Below are 20753 nucleotides of genomic sequence, written 5' to 3'. Positions count from 1 at the left end.
CTCACCTGTTTCGATACAGGGTGCTATCGCCCAACATCGCGCACCTGCAGTTATCAAGGGTTCACCTCCAACAGGCCCCTCGAGGCCATCAACCCATGCCCCGTGAGCGTCTGCCGAGGAATTCGCGAACCAGCTCGCGCAAATCGGCGTTCATGAACTGTCGCATCAAGCCGGGCTGAAAGCCCTTAAGGATCATGAGTTCGGGGATGCCGTATTGCGCGTACCAAGCAAGCCACTCAGCGCGCTCGGATGCCTGCATCTTGTTGCGCTGCCGACCTTGGTTGCCGCGGTCGTCCTCGTAGCCAGAGCGCGTCTCAGGCTGGAACTTGGTGAAATACAAACCGGAACCCCCGGCGTGGTAGACAGGGTCAATTCGAGAGTTGTGACGAGGACGACGGGGGACCACCGCCTTCAGCTCCTCGTAAGTCGGACCCTTGATGATCATGTGGACGTGGGGCTCGAAGAGCAGCGTACCGTCCACATCGATCAGCGAAACTTCAACGATGCCGAAGACCTTGGATGCGACCCCGGCTTTGCGTAACCGTCGATGGATCGTGCTGACCATCCTCAACGCGGCCATCGGCCGCAACCGGTGAAGCGATCCAACCGGCTGCCGGTGGCGAATCTTCGCCAGCGCAACCGTGTGCACGTTCTCGCCATCGGCGAACAGCGGTGCGATTTTCGTCAGCACCGTCAGGCGGGCGCGGAAGCGCTCGTAGACGCAGGCGGCACTTTTCGCCGGTCCCCGGCCGAGGCTGTCGAAGTCGTCATGGATGGAAGACTTGTAGGTGCGAACGTCGAGACCCGCGGCCTTGATGTCATGGACGGCGTTGGCCTGCTTTCTCGCCAACCCGCTAATGGAAAACCTGACGGACGAGGATTTACCCTTGTGGCGACGACCGGCCTCTTCTGCCGCGTCGGCGGCTTCCTTCACGATGGCCTTCAGCCGATCGCGGATATCAAATTCGTGATCGTAGATGAACTTGGAAAGCTTCATTGTGCGTCCGGAAGGGAGAGTTGCTTAGCGACCCAGCGGGTCAACAAGAAAGGACCGGCGACCTCGGAAGATCGCCGGTGTTTACTCGTTTAAACAGGGTCCGGAATTCGAGCACTGATCCGGACGTGATGAAGACGCTCAAGCTCCGCCGAACCGGCTAAGAACCAAGCGCCGCCTTCATTCCTTATGGTCAACAGCGGGGACAGATATTCCGCCGCCACCAATAACCGCAGGAAATGTAGCAGCGGGAAGCATTTCTTGTTCTCGTCTATCATCATCGACACCGCCATCATGTACATGTGGGCAATGTGACGACTGCATGAAACGACCCCCATTGCGCTGTGTGTCGTCGTCTCCGGATATATCAAGCTCTTCAAGAGGTCGTCTGAATCTGGAAGGCGATAACAATATTCTTCCTGAAGGCTAATTTCCATTTGCAATATGTTACTATAAGCAGCCGTCGTAACGTAGATCTCTTCCCGAGTAATAATCTCATCGAGGACTCGTTCAACAGCGAGACTGATTTCAGTAATTTCTTCCATGGGCTTCTCCGGATGTTGGCGCATGGCAACGCGTCACCCGCGCTTTACGAGGGAGAGCAGCTATGCGATTTCAGTTGATTGACGACCGGGCATCCCGGCCGAAGTGCTATTGCTCGATTCCTGCCATCGGTGCTCCTTCTTGATGTGCGGAGCACCGATGGCACGAGATGAGGCTGTTTGATCGCGTAGACCTGCGTAATTACGCGTCTGGCGAACTCGGGTTCTTCAGTACCCCCTTTAGACCCGGCTGCAGCCTAATGCCCTTCCAAGCGTCTTGCAGGTTCCTTCGGACGATGCTCAACGATGTCTTCAAACCGGCCGCATTCAAGGCCGCAACAATTGTTGCTAGAGCCTGCCCATTGGCTTTTGCGTAGGGGTTGTAGCCGTATTTCTCCGCAGCCATGACGAGGATCATTCTGTCCAAAGTCGGCTTGTCACGAGAGGTGTTTTTTGCGTCCAAGCTCTTACTACCTTCGGGAGGAAGCAGCTGGTTCTCGAACGTGTTTGGAAAATCGATAGCCATTCTAGTGCAAAGCCCCTTCAAGTGGTCACGTTCTATCCCCTTCGGAATTTCGCCCAGTTCGATCGCCCTGTTCACTATTGAAAGAACCCGACGAAAATTTTTTGCGAAGGGCGATTTCCTGAATGACTTCAGGCTCCGTGCATTGACCCGTCGCGGATCCTTGTCGAGGCACAGCGCCACGGTTTCCTCGGCCGACCACATCGGCAGACCTCGCCAGTAAGCGTAGTCGGGCCGAGCGGATTCTTTTGAGAAGAACCTGCCTTTGTCGAGCAGCCGCTCGTGGAGATCGTCCAATTTGGTGTCACTAAGACAGTTGAGCCGCGCTTCCTCCTCCACGACCAACTTAATCAAGCGCTGGAGCCGTTCGGCATCAGGCTGGGAAAGGTCGATCTCTCCGTCAGAAGTTTCGTAGGGGTTGGCAGGCGTCCAACCTCCGTCGGAGATGTAAAGCAGATGTCCCGCAACCGTGTTCAGCCAGTCTGCTGTGAAGCGCGCGCTCAACCCTCGTTCGTTATCCGCCATGGCAATTGCCCACACGATCCAATGCGAATCTCGGTTCTGGCTGTTGAGAAGGGTTTCAATTTTGGCCTCGCGATTAGGGCAACGAGTTGCGAGGGTGCGCGATCCAATCAAAACGCGGGCGGTCATTTCGCACCTCCCTTGTCGGAGGTGCTGGTCCGAGAGCGGGCAGCTACGAACGACTTGAGGTCGCCAAAGTCGTAAACGACCGAGCTGCCGATCTTTTTGTAGGCCGGACCTGCTCCGGACCAACGCCAATTATTTAAGGTCTTGACGCTCAGCTTGAGGAACCGGGCTGCCTGTGACGGAGTCAGCAAATCACCGTCACGAAAGGGACGTCTCCGGGCCTTTCGCCGTCCAAGTTGGGCTGGCCGCGGCAGAAGGCCTCTGTCTGCAAAATATAGATATAGATCGACGAAAGTCTGCTCTGTTTTTCGCTTGCTCATCGTGTCCTCACAAATGCGGGACGGTGATGAGAGTGCGACGCGCATACTGATCACCGCCCCTTTAGCCAAAGGGTCGATAGATCAGAGCGGAGCGCTTGGAAGCGACAGGGGGAGCCATCCCCCAGACCTTGGCTAAAAGCCGAGATCGTCCTCTGAAGGGCACTGGCTACGGCGCCAGTTTTCTTCTTAGAGCGGTACTTAGTAAGGGCATCGCTGCACTACAATACCCCGTGCGCGCCTCAGGGAAAATTATGATCGGCAAAGGCCTCCGAGGCGGTTGGAGCCCACAAATCGCGGCAGAGATACACTCGAGAGCCGTTGCTATTCTGTAGCTAGCGGCTCAAAATTGAGGGGATTTTAGCTGCAACGCTCGCGTAATTTCGTGTTATATATCAAAGTGGTGGGCGATGACGGGCTCGAACCGCCGACATCTTCGGTGTAAACGAAGCGCTCTACCAACTGAGCTAATCGCCCGCTCCGGGCCGGACCTTTAAGCGGTCGAGGTCGGCTTCGCAAGGCCAAATGAGCTGGGGATGCCCTGGTTGGAGGCTGGTTTTGCCAACAAAACGCCGGCTGTCAAAAAACCTTCTCCTGTTTGCTGTTATGCTGTCTTGCCACGCTTGACACCCGATGGCGAACCCCTTATCCAGCGCCCCAACGACGAACACGGCTGACACGTGCTCGTCAATGCGCGGGTGTAGCTCAGTTGGTTAGAGTGCCGGCCTGTCACGCCGGAGGTCGCGGGTTCGAGCCCCGTCACTCGCGCCATTTATTTCAAGGGGTTAGCTACCGCCCCTTGAAAAGTTCCAACTCTCATTTTCCAGAGAGTTTCAGCTTCTTGTATTCATTCTGTTCCTGACCGAGCAGTTTTCGCCCCTTGCGGCGGCTGGTATCGGCGGAACGAACGGTGGCCAGATCGGTCTTCTGCAGCGCCTTGTTCTCGTCGGTCGAATTGCCCATCTTGGCGGGAATCGCTCCGACCGAAGCGCCGCCTGCGTTGGGTCGACAGTGACGGAAACGCCGAGTGAACGCCGCACCCGACTTCCCATGGGTTTGAAGCTGCCCTCAGCCCATCCCGCGGCAAGCCCACCACCAATCGGCTTCATTCACACCACGACGAAATCGGCGTTGGTCAGCGCGAGGTTAGCGGCCAGTGTGGCGAAATGGGTTGAGCCGCCAGCCGCACTGCCGTCGCTGTCATAGTAGAGCCAGCCGGTGTCCGTCTCGTAGATGATGTGCTGGTTCGCAGTGGTGGCGGCGCCCGAGGCGTTGGCGACAAACTGGTCGGCCGTCAGAGTGCCATTGCCGCCAAGCGCTGCGAAGATGGCGTTGTCGACCTCGATGGTGTCGTCGGCCATTGAGAAGTCGATGATGTGGTCGACATTGGTAACGTCATTGAGCGCTGTGGTGAAGACGAAACTGTCCTGTCCCTGTGCGCCACTCAGCGTGTCGTTGCCGCCGAGACCATTGATGACGTTGTCACCCGAATTGCCGGTGATGATGTTGGCGATCGAATTGCCGGTGGCATTGATCGAGGCCGCACTCCGGAGCGCCACGTTCTCGATGTTGCCCGTGAAGTGGTTGCCGTCACTGAGATTGATCGAGATGTAGCCATTGACGATATCCGAGCCGTCGGCGCCGGCGGTGCTTTCACTGACGATATCGCCGACGTTGTCGACGAAGTAGGTGTCGTTGCCGATGCCGCCCTGCATGGTGTCGGCGCCTTCCTTGCCGTCCAGCGTGTCATTGCCGCCAAGGCCGATCAGCGTGTTGACACCCGAATTGCCGTTCAGCGCATTGGCCAGGCTGTTGCCGGTGGCGTTGATCGAGGCTGCACTGCGCAAAGCGACGTTCTCGATGTTGCCGGTGAAGTGATTGCCATCGCTAAGGCTGATCGAGATATAGCTGTTGACGATATCGTTGCCGTCGGCGCCGGCGGTGCTTTCACTGACGACATCGCCAGCATTGTCGACGAAGTATGTGTCGTTGCCGATGCCGCCTTGCATGGTGTCGGCGCCTTCCTTGCCATTCAGCGTGTCGTTGCCGCCAAGGCCGATCAGCGTGTTGACGCCAGCGTTGCCGTTGAGAATGTTATCAATCTGGTTGCCAGTGCCGTTGATATTCGCCGATCCAGTCAGCGTCAGATTTTCCAGCTCCTGGCCGGAGAGATTGAAGGAGATGGAGCTGTTGACCGTATCGGTACCCTGGCCATTGAGCTCGATGACATGATCGCCGGCATTGTCGACAAAATAGGTGTCGTTGCCTTGAGCTCCGCTCATCGTGTCGGCGCCAAGAAGGCCATCGATGATGTTGTTGCCGCTGTTGCCAGTGATGATGTTCGCGGTGGAATTGCCGGTGCCATTGATGGACGCGGCACTGCGCAGCGCCAGGTTCTCCAACTCCTGGCCAGAGAGATTGAAACTCACATAGGCCTGAACATTGTCGATGCCTTGCCCATTGGCCTCGATCACCTGATCGCCGGCGTTGTCAACGAAGTAAGTGTCGTCGCCGGCGCCTCCGTAAAGGTGATCGCTGCCCGTACCCCCGATCAGCGTGTCAGCCAGCGGCGTGCCATAGAGCGTGTCGGATCCCGCGCCCCCGTCGATATAGTGCTCGTTGCCAGACAAATGAACGACATCGTCCAAGCCGGACGTGCGAGCATCTCCTACGACAGTGAGGAAAATGGGAGACGACCCCTGCTCACCGGTTTGGATTTCGCTGATCTTGTGGGTGCCGGCAGTCGTCCCGTCGGTAATCCAGAGTTCGTCGTTGACGACGCGGTTGTTCGTGTTGACATCGCCACCCACAAAATCGGTGGCATGAAAGATCAGCCGGTTTCCAAGCTGCGTGTAGCCTGAAATGTTGTCATATTGCGAACCATTTAGGGCAAAATCACTTACCGTATCGATATCCTTCACAAGTTGCGTAACACCGGTCTGGGTATCATAAGTATAGAGCGCCGACATTCCTTGGTTGCTGTCCTGAAAGCCCTCAAAGAAGATCTTGTTGCCAAGTGTGCCGATGTCAGACGGTATAGCGTGGATAGCATGCCCCATATAGGTCATACTGACCGCCTGCGTTCCAGCACTGGTCCCGTCCGTGCGCCAGAAATCATAACCGGTGAGGCCGAGAAACGCGCCGGGCTTGACCTGCAGGAAATAGAACTTGCCGTTGACCACCGCGGAGCGATCCTCGATTGCAACGACACCGTCATTTCCTAGTGGAGCCGTGTCCACCAGAAGATGTGTCCCTGGACCGGTTCCGTCGGTGACCCAAAGCTCGCTTCCATGCGTGCCGTCGTTTGCGACGAAGAACGCCTTGTCACCCAGGGCCACGAAAGCGTGGGAAAGGTTGGGACCGGCGGTGACCATCGATCCGATCGCTCCCGGACGGACGTCCAGGAGGAGATGCGTTCCTTGCGAGGTGCCGTCGGAAATCCATGGCTCTTCGCCATTTGCTCCCGTCTGGTTAGTGAAGATCACCTTACTGCCGAGTTGGAAGAAGGATGATGCTACCCCATGGGAATTATTGGGGCCGGTGCTCGAAAAGCTGAACGCAAGCGTGCTGTCATTCGCATTCAGTCTATAGACAAAAGTCTCGTTGAGGGCTACGTCGTCGTATTGAACATACGTACTTTGATTAAACGTAAAAAATTCAAAAAGGTTTGCCGTCGTTCCAGGTAAATTAAGCAATGACTTGGTGCCGGCGACTGTCCCATCACTTGCGTATATGTAATTTGGATTTCCGCCTGGGTCCTGCCCGTTGTAGACATGGCTATACAGTCGCGTACCATCGGAGAATTTTTCCTGCCCCCCCAACTGAAAGGATGCAGAAAGTTGCGCAGTCTCGGAATAGAAATCTGTAATCGGAATGTTATTGGTATCTGTGACGAAGGCGCCCCCGTCGATTGCGAACAACTGCTGTATACCGCTTGCTTGGCTATCGAACGGGTTTAAGTAGAGGTGTACTAGTTTCGTACCCGAGGTAGTGCCATCGGATTCATAGAGGCCCCAACCGCTGTCACCCTGCGCGGCAAAGAAGACATTGCCCATACTGCCCCCCATCTCAAATGGTCATTTTTCGCCGCGACATGACGATTTTTGAGTCGTGGACCCCCACCGAGCTTCGGCGAATTTCTGAGCGGTAAAGTATAGCTCCAATCTTGCGATCCTTTATTATGTGATCCTTTATTAGCAAGTATGCACGTAACAAATCCGTGATGGGCATTAACTCTGGATCGAGAGGTTTCTGCGAAGCGCTTTCCGCCCTACGCGTCGTGCCTCGTCCACTCGGCGGACCATCTCGACTTGCCGGCCATTGCCTTCAGGACATCGGCCCACCCGATCCAGATTCCGATCAACTGACACGCTTGCAACGGCAAGTCTGGCCGCTCCACGCGCTCAGAACCTTGCACTGCGCCCGAAAAAAGTCGTCGTCGCGATGCGAAGCTGGTGGTCCGGTCAGGACATCCAGCTAAAATTGTGGGAGTTAGTCCGATCCGACTCGATCAAAATAACGGGGGCTTTGTTCATGAGCGATCATTCCGGGATCCGCGCAAATATTCTCGAATCCACACTGGCCGCGGCTCAGCGGGATCAACGGACCCTCGACGAGCAGCGGCAGGGCATTGCGCCTCTGGTAGACGGAATGTCGTTTTTCGACAGCATCCGGCACAATGATGACCGCGGCAGCGTCACGGAGGTCTACGATCCGCGCTGGGGCTGGCACGCCGACCCGCTGGTCTTCTCCTACATCTTCACAATTCGGCCCGGGCTGGTGAAGGGCTGGGGCCTGCACAAGCTGCATGAGGACCGCTATTTTGTGATCAGCGGCGAGTTGGAACTGGTCCTTTATGACCCTCGTCCCGAATCCAGTACATATGGCAAGATTTCGAAGGTTTACCTCTCCGGCAATCGTCCACGCCTGGTCAATATTCCGAAGTTTGTCTGGCATGCCGACCGAAACATTGGAACGTCCGAAGTGGTGGTCATCAATTTTCCAACGATACAGTACGATCATTCAAATCCCGACAAGTACCGACTGCCCATCGACACCGATCTCATTCCCTATGATTTCGGCAGCGCGAAGGGATGGTGAGCAAGCCTCGCTTTTCCATCCTGATGCCGACGCATTCGCGCGTCGACGTCATCGGCGTGGCCATCCAATCGGTGCTCGATCAGACCGTCGAGGACTTTGAACTCCTGGTCGTCGGCGACGGCTGCGCGCCCGGCACGGCCGAGGTGGTCGACGCTTTTCAGGACGCCCGCATCCGCTTCTTCGATCTGCCCAAGGCGCCGAGCTATGGCTACGCGAACCGCAATATCGCGCTGCGCGAGGCCCGCGGCGACCTGATCGGCTTTGCGGCCGACGACGACCTGCTGTTTCCGGATCATCTTGAAATCCTGGCGGATGGCCTCAAAGGTGGGGCTGCTATTGCGTACAGCCAGGCGCTGTGGGTTTCCACCGATGGCATCGCAGCACCCTTCCTGACCAATCTGGAGCTGGCCGACGAGTTCAGGGTGTTCACCGAGGTCGGCAACACGATACCCGCCAGCTGCTTCCTGTATCGGGCTGATTGCCTGCCGTCGCGCGATGTCTGGCCGGAAGACGTCGCATCGGGCGGGGATTGGCAATTGTGGCGGCGAATCATGCGTGAGAACCCGCGCAATCCCCTCACCTATTGCCGCGTCCCAACCGTCCTGCATTTCAGCGCCAAATGGAAAAATTCGCGTCACTCACAGGCGGGGCAACTGGCCACGTTTCTTGATATCGCGGACGGAGCAGGCTGGTGGCCTTCAGCCTTGCGCGTCTGGATACCGAACGGCAGCAACGAACAATATGAGTACTCGCGCCTGATGCGCGTTGACCCCGCGGCCTGGAGCGCGCAGATGCGCCGCGTGGTCGGTGATCTGGTGGCACGGCTTGCCTGGGAGGACGTCCAAACGACCCGCCCGATGCTGGCAAGCGCCGAGGCCGAGAAGGTGACGCTGCAGTCTGAAATCTCGAGACTGCACAATGAGCTGCAGGCGGCTCAGCAAGGCAATGCCGAGCTACGGAGGGCCGCTTCGGACGCGTTCGACAAGGACGCTGCGTTGCAGCCGGAAATCTCAAGGCTGCGCACCGAGCTCGATCTGGCTCACCAAGGCAACGCCGAGCTACAGAGCGCCGCTTCGGATACAAGAAACGAGAAGGACGAGATCGAACAGGCGCTGCAAGCATGCCGAATGCAAATCGCGGCTTTGCATCAGTCCACAAGCTGGCGCATCACCAGCCCCTTGCGCAGGATCTCCACAAGCTTGCGTTCGAAAAAATCATAGGGCTCAAAGTCTTGAACTCAGCTTGGTTGGCGGCATCGGCGATCCGGCCGCCAAGGTGATCATTACCCCTTGGCCAGCAGAGCACCGATGAAGGCGGCGCCCGAGGCAGCGGCGGGCGCGTTATCGCCAACCGTCATGCGATGTTCAATGGGACGGCACTCGGACTGAGCGGCACACCAATATCGGAGACTAGCTTGACGAGTTCCGCCTGCCGCGTCGTGTTGGTCTTGGCATAGATGCGGCCAAGGTGGGTCTTGATCGTGTTCTCACCGACCCCGAGCGACAGCGCACTCTTCTGCGTGGTCAGTCCGCCACCCACGGCCAGCAAAACCCGCACTTCCGCCGGCGTGAGATCGAACAGTGTCGTCAGCACCGCCTCTGAGGGCGGCGCGGCCGAGGTTGTCGCCGAGATGAAGACGGCGGCGCATGCGGGACGGAAAGCCGCGCGCGCGGTCCCCTCGGTCAGTGGCAACACATAGGCAACCGCTGGGGGCTGGCTGGCCGCGGACAAGGGCAAGCCGATGCCGCGCGCGCCAAGCGAGGCATCGGCATGAGCGGCTCCCGATATCGCTTCCAGCAGGGCGCGGCCCGTTATCGGATTTTGTGCCTGGAGGATGCCGTTTCTGGAAAAGATGGGCTGCTGCGTCGAGAGCATCGCCTCGGCACGGCCGTTCGCATAAAGGATCGCGCCATCCGCTTTTGTAAGAACGACGGCGGTTGCAAGATTGTCCAGCGTCGCGCGATAGAGACTGGCGGTCACGCGCGCCTGATCGAGCAGGTCGCCGATCAGGGAAGCGCGGCGCAAATGAGGAGAAAGCAACGCCATAAAGCGCTGCTCCTCCGCAGTGACGGCACCCCTGCTCGCGCGTGTCGTGAAGCTCACGAGGCCGATCCGATCCGAGGTGTGCACGAATTTGGTTATGCAGCCCTCGCGCAATCCCTGCGGGCCAGCCCAGTTCCGGTAGAAAGGTGACTGCTGAAGTTCGGCTTCAGTCATGCTCGACAATGTCGATAACGGTGTGTCGATGTCGCCGACGACCACGGCCTTCAGACCTGGAATGTCCTCGAAGCCATAGTCCTGCTGCAGAACCCGCATTTGCTCCGCATCCCAGGGCGATTGGGCCGCGAAACGGCCATACTGATCGCCGGGATCAGCCAGCGCGATGGTTGAATAGGCGGCGTCCACGGCCTCCGTGAGCCGGACCATGACGACGGTCCAGAGCTCCGAATTGAGTGCGCTATCGTAGATGTCGCCGATGATCGACGAAAGCAACTCGTTGCTCAGCCTGTACATTTGCCCCTGCCCAACAGAGCCTTCCCTTTTTGTCAGTCAGGGATACCGCACGCCCTGCCTATACCAGCATGGCCCTGAAAAGCTCAACGCAAGCCGAAGGATTTCTGAGACCTCATTCTTTCGGGTGACGACATTGCAACACGCCAGGCCTAGTGGGCCGCACAAGGCAGGTTCCAGAGCGCGTCAATTCAAGGCGCCCTGGCACTGAGTAGCGTCGGATTCCAAGACTGCGTCCAGGCGCAAGGACTCAGGAAAACGTCTGCTTCAATTGAGAATCAGCTTTGACGGGGGTCAGCATGTCGGTTTGGAATGGTCTTGCAGGTGGCGCGTGGTCCAACGCTTCATTTTGGACTGGCGGCGTGCCTGACGCAATCGGTGCTACAGCGGATTTCAGCAATCTAGGTGTCAGCCTCACGCATCACATCGACCTGGCGGTTCAGGGTCCGTTCACTGTCGGCACCTTGAATCTGGCGAGTTCCGCCATCGAGAATTACAGTCTCGAACACGGCTCGCTCATCATGAACAAGGCGGGCGGTGCGATCATCAGCGTAACGTCGACCTCCAATCTACAGGCAAGCGTGCTGGCGTCGTCGCTGACGCTGCAGCTCAATGCGGCAACGTTGATCGCGACGACCGGAGGCAACACGACCCTCGACGTTCAGGGGCAGATTACTGGAACGGGACTCCTAACCAAATCCGGCCTCGGCACCCTGAAGCTGTCTGATGCGACCAACAACTGGTCGGGCGGAACGCAGATCAATCAAGGCACAGTTTCGTTTGGCGCCGCTGCGTTTGGAACGGGAGACATCACGTTCGCCGGCGACAGCGTGTTCCGGTCTACAGGCGGCGCGACGCTTGCCAACGATCTGATCGAACTCGCCGGCGTTTCAACATCAATCAGGGCACAGACGGGCACGTCACTTTCGTTGACCGGTACCTTCGCGGCGCTCGGCGGCGCCGGGACCACCGTGCATTTTGGCAGCGCGACGGATAAGGGAACGATTTACTTTGGCTCAAGCAGCATCACCGCCAATGATGCGGGCTCGCTTGCCATTGACGGCGGCACGCTGAGAGCGGGCAAGGCGTTCGCGTCCTTCACCAACGGGCTGGCCAACACCAATATCGCGGCCGGAGCGGTTCTCGACGCCAATGGCTTCTATCTGGAACTGAACCATCTGACCGGGGCGGGCTTGATCACCAACAACGGCCTTTCCGATGTTGTCGCTGACGTCTATGAGGCCGGCAGCTCCATCTTCTCGGGCGTTTTCGCGAATAGCTTGAGCCATACAGGGTTAAACAAGATCGGCACCGGGACCCTGACATTGTCAGGCGCCAATACTTACTCCGGCACGACCACTGTCGCGATCGGAACATTACGGGCGGGAGCCGACCACGCCTTCAGCGCCACCAGTGTCGTCGACGTAAAAGCTGGCGCGACGCTCAATATTAGCACTTTCGACCAAACCATCGCCGGACTGACCGGCAGCGGCGAAGTCCGGGCCGATACTGTTACCACGGCCACCTTGACGACGAGTATAAGCCTTGACGACGTGAGGGAGTTTGCAGGCGTGATCTCGAACGGCTCGGCGGTATTTGGCGAGCTCAACCTGATAAAAAGCGGCGCGGGAACGCAGGTTCTGTCAGGCCTGAACACCTACACGGGCCAGACTACAATAGCGGCGGGAACATTGGTGCTGTCCGGGTCGGGTTCGATTGCCGATTCATCCGGACTGGCCATTTCCGCAGGGGCCACTTTCGCTCTCGGCGGGCTGTCGGGAAACAGCGCGTCGGTACAGGCATTGGCGAATGTCGGCACCGTCAGCTTCGGCGGAACGACGTTGCATCTGCTCGATCAGTCAGCCGCCCTGGGAGGCACATATATAGGGTCGGGCTTCACGGATGGTCTTCACATAGACCTCGATGCGACAGCGTCGAATTTCAGCCTTTCGACCGCAACTTTCACCAACTGGGCAGATCTTACTGACCAAATCGCCATCGTTGGCAATGGCCTTGCCAATACGATTACCGGGTCGTCCCACGCCGATACCATTAGTGGCGACCTCGGCAACGACGTGCTGATCGGCGGAGGCGGCGAGGACAATCTGAATGGTGGCGACGGTTCCGATACGGCCTCTTATGCAAGTGCGGCCGCAGGCGTCATTGCGAACCTCTCAAATCACAAGGTCAATACCGGCGACGCCAACGGCGACAGCTATACCCTCATCGAAAACCTGACCGGATCGAGCCATGCGGACCAGCTCTACGGCAACGATGTTGCCAATATTCTGGATGGCGGCATCGGTGCCGATATCATGACCGGCGCACAGGGCAGCGACTCATACTACGTCGATAATGCCGGCGACATCGTCAGTGAGAGCACCGCCGGTGCCGACGGCACCGATACCGTCAATGGCTATATCTCGATCAACCTTGGCGATGGCAATCACTTCACTGGCAATATCGAGAACGTCGCGCTGCGCAGCGCGGCCTCGATCGACGCCACTGGCAACAGCCTGGCCAACGTGCTGACCGGCAATTCCGGCGACAATTTGCTGGACGGCAAAGGCGGCGCCGACACGATGAGCGGAGCGCAGGGCGACGACACCTACTTCGTCGACAATGCCGGCGATGTCGTCAGTGAAAGCACCGCCGGCGCCAACGGCACCGATACCGTCAACGGCCACATCTCGATCAACCTCAGTGATGGCAACCACTTCACGGGCAATATAGAGAACGTCACGCTGCTCGGTGCCGCCTCGATCAACGCCACCGGCAACAGCCTGGCCAACGCGATGAACGGCAATTCGGGCGTCAACACGCTCACCGGCCTGGGCGGCAACGACACACTGGATGGCAAGGCGGGCGCCGACACCATGCAGGGCGGTATTGGCAACGACACCTACTATGTCGACAATGCCGGAGACCATGTCGTCGAGCTCAACGGCGAGGGCACCGACAATGTCCAGGCCTTCGTCTCGTTCAACCTGTCGGGACAGGAGCTCGAGAACCTGGCACTGCGCAGCGCGGCCTCGATCAACGGCACCGGCAACTCGACCGCCAACATCATCACCGGCAATTCCGGCAACAACGTCATCAACGGCCTGCTCGGCAATGACACGCTCTCCGGCAGCACCGGCAACGACAGTTTCGTCTTCACCACGGCGCTGAACGCCTCGACCAATGTCGACCACATCACCGACTTCTCAGCGGTCGAAGACACCATCCACCTCGACAATGCGATCTTTGCCGCACTTGGGGGCAACGGCACGCTGACCGCCGACCAGTTCGTCAAGAACACAACTGGCCTTGCCGCCGACGGCAACGACCACATCATCTATGAGACGGATACCGGCTGGCTCTACTATGACAGCAACGGCAGTGCCGCTGGCGGCTCAACCCATTTCGCCACGCTGGCCGCAAACCTAGCGCTCACCAACGCCGATTTCGTGGTGATTTAGCCGGATAGATTCTACCGCACAGTCACGCGATCTCGGCTGTAAATGATCGTCACCGGACAAGGGTTGAACCCAGACGGTCGCCGACACAAGGCTATCAGGTCGCCTGCGCCAGCAGCGCCTCGACCTCCTGCAGCGTCGGCATGGACGGCGCGGTGCCCGGTCGCGTCACGGAAATTCCGGCGACGGCGCAGGCAAAACGCACCGCCTGCAGCGGCTCGACACCGCGCGACAGCGCGGCGGCGAGGCCACCGTTGAAGGCGTCGCCCGCCCCCGTGGTCTCGACAACCGGCCCCGCACTAACGGCGGGAACATGCTCGGAGCGGTTCTTGGAGTGCAAAAGCGCGCCCTTGTCACCGAGCGTGACGATGACCGTGCCGACGCCCTTTTCGATCAGGCTTGCGGCGGCGGCGCGCGCCTCATCGATCGAGGAGACCTTCATCCCGGTCAATTCCTCCGTCTCCGTCTCGTTGGGCGTAAGATAGTCGCACAGCGTGTAGATGCGGTCGGGAAGTTTTGCCGCCGGGGCCGGGTTGAGGATGGTCGTCACCCCTGCCCCGCGCGCGATCTCCAGCGCCCGCAGCGCGGCATCGATCGGTTGTTCGAGCTGGGTGACGAAGACGCCGGCGCTGCTGATCAGCGTGGCATTGGCTTCGATATCGGCCGGCGAAATCAGCATCGCCGCGCCGGGACTGACGATGATGGCGTTGCTGCCGGTCGTCTCCTCGACGAAGATGTAGGCAGCGCCGGTGTAGCTTTCCGGCGTGTCGATCACGGCATCCTTGACGCCCGCGCCGGCCCAGGTCTGCCTCGCCATGTCGGCGAACGGATCGACGCCGAGGCGGGTGAGGAAGGTGACGTCGGCGCCGAGCTTGCCGGCGGCGACCGCCTGGTTCGAGCCCTTGCCGCCCGGCCCCAGCTTGAACGAGTTGCCGAGGATCGTCTCGCCCATGCGTGGCTGGCGGTCGGCGCGGTAGGCGGTGTCGGCGACGAACACACCAAGGATGACGACAGGCTTGCCCGAGACCATGCCGCTACTCCGCATCCGGCGGCACAACGCCCTTGCGGAAGGCGAAGCAGCCATAGAAGCGGCGCTCACCGGTCTGGATGACGCAATAGGCCTGCTTGGCGCGCTCGTAGAAAGCGTAGCGCTCGACCGCGATCATCGGCCACGATTTGCCTTCGGCCTTGTCGATTTCCTTCTGCACTTCCTCCTGCACGGGCGGGATCTCGTCGGGCTTGCCGACGATCTCCATGCGCGCCGCGGCATCGTCGACGAACGTGTCCAGCGGGTAGAGCGACAGCACGGCCTTGGCCACGTCGGCGGCCGGCGCATCGATGCGCAGCAGGCGGCCGAGCGCCGTCTGGCGCGCCACCGAATCGGCCGGAAAATTGGTGTCGGCGATGATCAAATCATCGCCATGGCCCATCGCCCGCAATGCCTGCAGCACGTCGGCATTGAGCAACGGATTGATCCCTTTGAGCATGGTATTCCTCGTGAAGTCGGTTGGAGATCAGAGACGCTTGCCGGTCTCGGCGTCGAAGAGATGGATCTGGTCGAGCCGTGGCTTCAAGGTAAGCGTGTCGCCCGGCTTGAAGTCGTGGCGTTCGCGAAACAGTGCCACCATCTCACCCTCGCCGAAGCGCAGGAACACCAGCGTTTCCGAGCCGGTCGGCTCGACCACCGAAATCCTCGCCGGCACGCCATCGGGATGGATCTCGAGATGCTCCGGCCGCACGCCGTAGACGACAGCCTGCCCGTCCCGCGCGGCATTGTCCGATGCGATCGGGAACAGCGAGCCTGATATCTCGACGCCGGCCTTGCCACCCTTGCGCATGGTGGCCTTGAGCAGGTTCATCGAAGGCGAGCCGATAAAGCCGGCGACGAAAAGATTGGCCGGCCGGTCGAACAGTTCCAGCGGCGCGCCGACCTGCTCGATGCGGCCGTCGCGCATGACGACGATCTTGTCGGCCATTGTCATGGCCTCGATCTGGTCGTGGGTGACGTAGATGGTTGTGGTCTTCAGCCGCTGGTGCAATTCCTTGATCTCGGTGCGCATCTGCACGCGCAGCTTGGCGTCGAGATTGGACAGCGGCTCGTCGAACAGGAACACCTGCGGATTGCGCACGATGGCGCGGCCCATTGCCACGCGCTGGCGCTGGCCGCCTGAGAGCTGCCGGGGATAGCGCTTCAGGTAGGGATTGAGGTCGAGGATGTCGGCGGCGCGCTTGACCCGCTCGGCGACCACGGCCGGATCGGTTTTCCGCAGCTTGAGGGCAAAGGCCATATTCTGCTCGACCGTCTTGTGCGGATAGAGCGCGTAGTTCTGGAACACCATGGCGATGTCGCGCTTGGCCGGCGGCAAATGATTGACGATGCGGTCGCCGATGGCGATCGTGCCCCCGGAGACGGTCTCCAGTCCGGCCACCATCCTGAGCAGCGTGGACTTGCCGCAACCCGAAGGACCGACCAGGACCACGAACTGTCCGTCGGCGATATCGACGCTGACTTCGTGCAGAACCTTGACGGTTCCAAACGCCTTGGCCACCTTGCTGATTGCGACTTGCGCCATATCTCCCCCATCGGCTCCACTGCCGTAGGCGCAGAAGCTAACCAACGCAATCGGTCAGGGCAAGTCAGTCTCTTATAGATAAAAACCTGCCCTCGTTGACACGGCGTTTGGTTGTGAGAATAGTGACGAGTGCTGGTCCAAAGTCGGAACCAGATCCGCAATCGGAGATTCAATCGACGCAGGGTGGGGTCCTGCCAATTCGTTTCCGAGCCGGGCGTATCGCTGGTGCTCCAGCGTCCGACAGAATGGCCACACCCATTCACACTGATTTCTGGGAGGAATAGTCGATGAGAACAGGTCTTTACGAAAAACTGGTCCGTGCCGGCGCCACAAGGCGTGATATCTTGAAGGGCGCGGCCGGTATGGCCGCCCTCTCGGCGGCATCCGGCGCCGGCCTCGGCGCATTGACGCGTCCAGCATCCGCCGCCGATGATCTGCGCGCGCAAATCCTGCAGGTCCCGGGCGTCGGCAAGGGTCAGCCAACCGACGCCGATTTCCAGAAGGTCGGCGAGATGTGCCTTGGCGCTACCAAGGCCAGCGTCAAGCAAGGCGAGTTTGCCGGTGTCCAGCTCACCTTCATGGGTCTCAACAACCAGAACCTGCACAATGTGCTGTACCGCGGTTTCCTGAAGGCGTGGGAAGACTATACAGGAGCCAAGTTCACCTGGATCGACCTGGCACAGGCCGACTATGGCGCCCGTCTGCAGCAATCGATCGCCACCGGTACCGTCGACTTTGACGTCATCGAGATGGGCGCGCCGTTCGAAGGCGACGTCTGCGGCAAGGGTTTGGCCTCCGAGATGCCGGACTGGGTCAAGAAGCAGATCGATATGGACGATCTCGTCAACTATCTGAAGCCACCTGTCGGCACCTGGGATGGCAAGCAGTACCGCGTGACCGTCGACGGCGACGCGCACAACTTCAACTACCGCACCGACGTCTTCTCCGACAAGGATCTCGCCGATGCCTGGAAAGCTGCGGGCAATTCAACACCGTGGGGCGTGCCGACCACCTGGCAGCAGGTGCAGGCGGTGACCAAGTTCCTCAAGGGCCAGAAATTCAAGGGTCAGGACGTCTATGGCTATCTCGACGCGCCCAAGCCGTGGGGTGGCTTCGGCTTCTATTTCCTGGGCAGCCGCGCCACCGCCTATGCCAAGCATCCCGATGACAAGGCCTGGCTGTTCGACGCCGACACAATGAAGCCACGCATTAACAATCCAGCCTGGGTGCGCGCTATCCAGGACGTGATCGACGCGCTGCCTTTCGAACCGGCGGACCAGATCAACGCCGATCCCAACACGACTGGTTTCAGCCAATTCCTCGCTGGCACCGGCTCGATGATCCCGTGGTGGGGCGACATCGGCTCCAACGCCAAGACCAACGATTCCTCGGTCATCGGCGAGACGGTCGGCTTCTCGATCCTGCCCGGCTCGGACGACGTCTACAATTCAAAGACCGGTAAGTGGGACAAACTTGCCAGCGGCCCGAACTTTTCGCCGAACTGCGCCTATCTTGGCTGGGGCGTTTATGTCATGGCCCGCGTCGACAGTGACGAAAAGAAGAAAAGGGCGGCCTGGTCCGCCGCAGCCCATCTCGGCGGCAAGGACCTGTCACTCTGGTGCGCGGCGTATCCGTCGGGCTTCCAGCCTTACCGCAATAGCCATTTCAACATTCCGGAATGGGTAGCGGCGGGTTACGACGAGGCGTTCATCACCTCTTATCTCAAGTCGGAAGCCGACAGCTACAACCATCCGAACGCGGCCATCGAGCCACGCATCCCCGGCATCTTCCAGTATTACAGCGCTGCCGAGGACATTCTGGCCAACACCTTCGCCGGCAAGATGAAGGCACAGGAAGGCGCCGATGCCATTGCTGCGGCCTGGGAGAAGCTGACCGACCAGATCGGCCGCGAAAAGCAGATCAAGCTCTACAAGGCCTCGCTCGGCATGTAGGCTGATACTATAGTGAACCAGGGTCCGGCGGCGCAAAGCCGCCGGACCCTGACCGGCCGGCAAAGGGCCTTCTGTGAACGGACGGGACGCGTGGCTAACCAGACTTTGCCCACCAATGCGTGGCCGGCGGACGCCGCCCCTTACGATCTGATTTCACCGAGCCGCAAACGCCTGGGCTGGGCTTTGATGGCTGCTGCAACTCTCGGGCTGCTGGCGGTGATCGCGCTGGAGATCCTGTACAAGACCGACGCCGACACTGTCGGCTTCGACACCTGGCGTCCGGTCGTCTACGCCTATGTGCTGTGGGGCGTGGCGCTCGGCATCGGCCGGGTGCTGACACGCGGCGAGGACGGACAGCGTGCCCTGTTCCTGCTGCCGGCGCTGCTGTTCACCATTGCCATGGTGATCTTCCCGACGCTGTTCGGTTTCTACATCGCGCTCACCGACTGGAACCTCAGTTCCTTCAGCGGCCGCAAGTTCAACGGGCTCGCCAATTTCTGGCAGATGCTGGGCGATCCCTACTACCGCAACGCGCTGCTCAACATGGTCCTCTATGTGCTGGCGGTGTCTGTCGAATATGTGATTGCCTTTGGCCTGGCACTGTTGCTCAACGCGCAGATCCGCGCCCGCAAATTCTTCCGCGTCGTCTTCCTGATGCCGCTGATGCTGTCGCCGGTCGCGGTGTCGTGGATGATTGGCAAATCGCTGATGGAGTACCGGTTCGGACCGGCCGCGACGCTGGCACGCCATCTCGGCTGGGAAAATCCCGCCTTCTTCTCCGATCCGATCACGGCGCGTATCTCGATCATGGTGCTGGATGCCTGGACCTTCATCCCGTTCATGATGATCATGCTGCTTGCCGGCCTGCAGGCCATGTCGCGCGAGGTTCTGGAAGCCGCTCGGGTCGACGGCGCGAATGCGTGGCAGACCTTCTGGCAGGTCACCTTCCCGCTGATGCTGCCGGTGTCGGTGACGGCAGTGATCCTGCGCATCATCTTCAAGTTGAAGCTCGCCGACATCATCATCACGGTGACGTCGGGCGGCCCAGGCGGCGCCACCGATTCGGTATCGAGCTTCATCTACCGCGAATATCGCGACCGCTCGAATGTCGGCTACGGAACCATGCTGGCGATGGTGTACCTGATCATCATCGTCGTATTCGTCACGTGGCTGCTGAAGTTTGCCAGTCGTTTCGTCCGCAATGTGAATTGAGCCAGATGAGCGTCCAGACCACCGAATACGTTGCCTCAGAGATCCGCTCGCCGGCGAGCTTCGTCGCCAGCCGCGTTTTCATCTATGGGGCGCTCGTCTTTTGGGCGTTCATCTGCCTGTTCCCGATCTACTGGACGATAACCACCTCGTTCAAGACAGCAGTCGACGTCACCCAGGGCCACCTCATCCCCTTCGTCGACTTCCAGCCGGACTGGAAGGGCTGGCGCTCGCTCGGCCTGTCGCCGGATTCGATCTTCCAGACCTCGACGGTGCGCGAGGAGTTCCTCAAACGCTTCATGAATTCGGTGATCACCTCGGTCGGCGCATCGAGCCTCGCCATCATCATCGGCAGCCTCGCCGCCTACGGGCTTACCCGCTATCGCTACCATTTCGCCTGGTTCAAGAACGAAGACATCTCGTTCTTCTTCCTGTCGCAGCTGATCCTGCCGCCGGTGGTGCTGGCCTTGCCCTTCCTGGTGCTCTACCGGGAGGTCGGCCTGCTCGACACGCGCGTCGGACTGATCCTGCTCTACACGCTGATGGTGCTGCCGATCGTCATCTGGATCATGCGCGACCAGTTCAATTCCATACCGGTTGAGCTCGAGGAAGCAGCGCTCGTGGACGGGCTGTCAATCTGGGGGGCTTTCTTCCGGATCGTCATGCCGATCGCGCTGCCGGGCATGGTCGCCGCCTTCATCCTGGCGATGGTGCTGTGCTGGAACGAGTATTTCTTCGCTGCGCTGCTGACCTCGACCGACGCCAAGACAATTCCGGTCATGGTGGCGAGCCAGACCGGCTCGCAAGGCATCAACTGGTGGTCCATGGCCGCGCTTGCCACTGCGGCGATTGCGCCATTGGCCGTCATCGGCATAGCGCTCGAACGCTATCTGATCATGGGCATGACCGCGGGAGCGGTGAAATAG

Annotated in this window: 16 protein-coding genes and 2 tRNA genes; 7 read left to right on the top strand and 11 right to left on the bottom strand. The window is 59.6% G+C overall.

The window, feature by feature from the left end:
- Positions 1-88: 88 nt before the first annotated feature.
- The 5 genes from CGZ66_RS02715 to CGZ66_RS02695 all read right to left on the bottom strand — a co-directional run bounded on the left by CGZ66_RS02715 (position 89) and on the right by CGZ66_RS02695 (position 3501).
- The gene (locus CGZ66_RS02715) at positions 89-997 is read right to left on the bottom strand and encodes a hypothetical protein (protein ID WP_095081301.1); all 909 of its coding nucleotides are present in this window, start codon (positions 995-997) and stop codon (positions 89-91) included.
- A gap of 89 nt (positions 998-1086) precedes the next feature.
- Entirely contained in the window at positions 1087-1539 is a 453-nt protein-coding gene (locus CGZ66_RS02710) for a hypothetical protein (protein WP_143748648.1), read from the bottom strand.
- 199 nt (positions 1540-1738) lie between these two features.
- A complete protein-coding gene (locus tag CGZ66_RS02705) occupies positions 1739-2710 on the bottom strand; it encodes a hypothetical protein (RefSeq protein ID WP_143748647.1) in 972 nt (323 codons plus the stop codon).
- Positions 2707-3027: a helix-turn-helix domain-containing protein gene (locus tag CGZ66_RS02700; RefSeq protein ID WP_095081296.1), complete on the bottom strand. Its 321-nt coding sequence runs from the start codon at positions 3025-3027 to the stop codon at positions 2707-2709. The genes CGZ66_RS02705 and CGZ66_RS02700 overlap by 4 nt, the downstream gene beginning before the upstream one ends.
- 398 nt (positions 3028-3425) lie before the next feature.
- Positions 3426-3501 (bottom strand) — tRNA-Val (locus CGZ66_RS02695).
- Positions 3502-3718: 217 nt separating this feature from the next.
- On the opposite strand from CGZ66_RS02695, the gene CGZ66_RS02690 reads away from it, so the two are divergent.
- Positions 3719-3795: transfer RNA gene (locus CGZ66_RS02690), tRNA-Asp, on the top strand.
- 45 nt (positions 3796-3840) lie between these two features.
- Here CGZ66_RS02690 and CGZ66_RS39735 read toward each other — a convergent pair.
- Both CGZ66_RS39735 and CGZ66_RS02685 read right to left on the bottom strand, forming a co-directional pair.
- Complete coding sequence (locus tag CGZ66_RS39735) at positions 3841-3987, bottom strand: hypothetical protein (RefSeq protein ID WP_167391962.1); 147 nt, start codon at positions 3985-3987, stop codon at positions 3841-3843.
- 146 nt (positions 3988-4133) lie between these two features.
- Positions 4134-7079 (bottom strand): beta strand repeat-containing protein, encoded by a 2946-nt coding sequence (locus tag CGZ66_RS02685; protein ID WP_167391961.1) that lies wholly within the window; start codon positions 7077-7079, stop codon positions 4134-4136.
- A 478-nt stretch (positions 7080-7557) separates the two neighbouring features.
- On the opposite strand from CGZ66_RS02685, the gene CGZ66_RS02680 reads away from it, so the two are divergent.
- Together CGZ66_RS02680 and CGZ66_RS02675 are read left to right on the top strand one after the other, a co-directional pair.
- Positions 7558-8124, top strand: a complete 567-nt coding sequence (locus CGZ66_RS02680; protein WP_095081292.1) for a polysaccharide biosynthesis C-terminal domain-containing protein — start codon at positions 7558-7560, stop codon at positions 8122-8124.
- Positions 8118-9344 carry a glycosyltransferase gene (locus CGZ66_RS02675; protein ID WP_095081290.1) on the top strand — a complete coding sequence of 409 codons (1227 nt, stop codon included), beginning with the start codon at positions 8118-8120 and terminating at the stop codon, positions 9342-9344. Before CGZ66_RS02680 ends, CGZ66_RS02675 begins: the two co-directional genes overlap by 7 nt.
- Before the next feature lie 133 nt (positions 9345-9477).
- Here the strand turns inward: CGZ66_RS02675 and CGZ66_RS02670 are convergent, their stop codons facing one another.
- Complete coding sequence (locus CGZ66_RS02670; protein WP_245330978.1) at positions 9478-10617, bottom strand: helix-turn-helix transcriptional regulator; 1140 nt, start codon at positions 10615-10617, stop codon at positions 9478-9480.
- A 380-nt stretch (positions 10618-10997) separates the two neighbouring features.
- On the opposite strand from CGZ66_RS02670, the gene CGZ66_RS02665 reads away from it, so the two are divergent.
- Entirely contained in the window at positions 10998-14096 is a 3099-nt protein-coding gene (locus tag CGZ66_RS02665) for a beta strand repeat-containing protein (protein WP_167391960.1), read from the top strand.
- A gap of 94 nt (positions 14097-14190) precedes the next feature.
- Here CGZ66_RS02665 and rbsK read toward each other — a convergent pair whose 3' ends face one another.
- Genes rbsK through CGZ66_RS02650 form a run of 3 tightly spaced genes read right to left on the bottom strand, consistent with a single transcriptional unit; the run spans position 14191 to position 16666 of the window.
- Positions 14191-15123: a ribokinase gene (gene rbsK / locus CGZ66_RS02660; protein WP_095081284.1), complete on the bottom strand. Its 933-nt coding sequence runs from the start codon at positions 15121-15123 to the stop codon at positions 14191-14193.
- Positions 15124-15127: 4 nt separating this feature from the next.
- Positions 15128-15580, bottom strand: coding sequence for an RbsD/FucU family protein (locus tag CGZ66_RS02655; RefSeq protein WP_095081282.1), 453 nt, complete (start codon positions 15578-15580; stop codon positions 15128-15130).
- 27 nt (positions 15581-15607) lie between these two features.
- Entirely contained in the window at positions 15608-16666 is a 1059-nt protein-coding gene (locus tag CGZ66_RS02650) for an ABC transporter ATP-binding protein (protein WP_095081280.1), read from the bottom strand.
- 287 nt (positions 16667-16953) lie between these two features.
- Between CGZ66_RS02650 and CGZ66_RS02645 the strand changes: the two genes are divergently transcribed.
- The 3 genes from CGZ66_RS02645 to CGZ66_RS02635 all read left to right on the top strand — a co-directional run bounded on the left by CGZ66_RS02645 (position 16954) and on the right by CGZ66_RS02635 (position 20753).
- Positions 16954-18618: a type 2 periplasmic-binding domain-containing protein gene (locus tag CGZ66_RS02645; RefSeq protein ID WP_095081278.1), complete on the top strand. Its 1665-nt coding sequence runs from the start codon at positions 16954-16956 to the stop codon at positions 18616-18618.
- Between the two features lie 90 nt (positions 18619-18708).
- A complete protein-coding gene (locus CGZ66_RS02640) occupies positions 18709-19830 on the top strand; it encodes a carbohydrate ABC transporter permease (protein WP_095081276.1) in 1122 nt (373 codons plus the stop codon).
- Positions 19831-19835: 5 nt separating this feature from the next.
- The gene (locus CGZ66_RS02635) at positions 19836-20753 is read left to right on the top strand and encodes a carbohydrate ABC transporter permease (RefSeq protein ID WP_095081274.1); all 918 of its coding nucleotides are present in this window, start codon (positions 19836-19838) and stop codon (positions 20751-20753) included.

It is taken from the genome of Mesorhizobium sophorae (genome assembly GCF_002270415.1).
In the GTDB taxonomy this organism is placed as follows: Bacteria; Pseudomonadota; Alphaproteobacteria; order Rhizobiales; family Rhizobiaceae; genus Mesorhizobium; species Mesorhizobium sophorae.
This window is presented reverse-complemented; position numbering and strand designations above follow the sequence as displayed.

Bases quoted from the DNA above. Each gene is read 5' to 3' on its own strand.
- CGZ66_RS02715 (WP_095081301.1), bottom strand. From the start codon at position 997: ATGAAGCTTTCCAAGTTCATCTACGATCACGAATTTGATATCCGCGAT.
- CGZ66_RS02710 (WP_143748648.1), bottom strand. From the start codon at position 1,539: ATGGAAGAAATTACTGAAATCAGTCTCGCTGTTGAACGAGTCCTCGAT.
- CGZ66_RS02705 (WP_143748647.1), bottom strand. From the start codon at position 2,710: ATGACCGCCCGCGTTTTGATTGGATCGCGCACCCTCGCAACTCGTTGC.
- CGZ66_RS02700 (WP_095081296.1), bottom strand. From the start codon at position 3,027: ATGAGCAAGCGAAAAACAGAGCAGACTTTCGTCGATCTATATCTATAT.
- CGZ66_RS39735 (WP_167391962.1), bottom strand. From the start codon at position 3,987: ATGGGCAATTCGACCGACGAGAACAAGGCGCTGCAGAAGACCGATCTG.
- CGZ66_RS02685 (WP_167391961.1), bottom strand. From the start codon at position 7,079: ATGGGCAATGTCTTCTTTGCCGCGCAGGGTGACAGCGGTTGGGGCCTC.
- CGZ66_RS02680 (WP_095081292.1), top strand. From the start codon at position 7,558: ATGAGCGATCATTCCGGGATCCGCGCAAATATTCTCGAATCCACACTG.
- CGZ66_RS02675 (WP_095081290.1), top strand. From the start codon at position 8,118: ATGGTGAGCAAGCCTCGCTTTTCCATCCTGATGCCGACGCATTCGCGC.
- rbsK (WP_095081284.1), bottom strand. From the start codon at position 15,123: ATGGTCTCGGGCAAGCCTGTCGTCATCCTTGGTGTGTTCGTCGCCGAC.
- CGZ66_RS02655 (WP_095081282.1), bottom strand. From the start codon at position 15,580: ATGCTCAAAGGGATCAATCCGTTGCTCAATGCCGACGTGCTGCAGGCA.
- CGZ66_RS02650 (WP_095081280.1), bottom strand. From the start codon at position 16,666: ATGGCGCAAGTCGCAATCAGCAAGGTGGCCAAGGCGTTTGGAACCGTC.
- CGZ66_RS02645 (WP_095081278.1), top strand. From the start codon at position 16,954: ATGAGAACAGGTCTTTACGAAAAACTGGTCCGTGCCGGCGCCACAAGG.
- CGZ66_RS02635 (WP_095081274.1), top strand. From the start codon at position 19,836: ATGAGCGTCCAGACCACCGAATACGTTGCCTCAGAGATCCGCTCGCCG.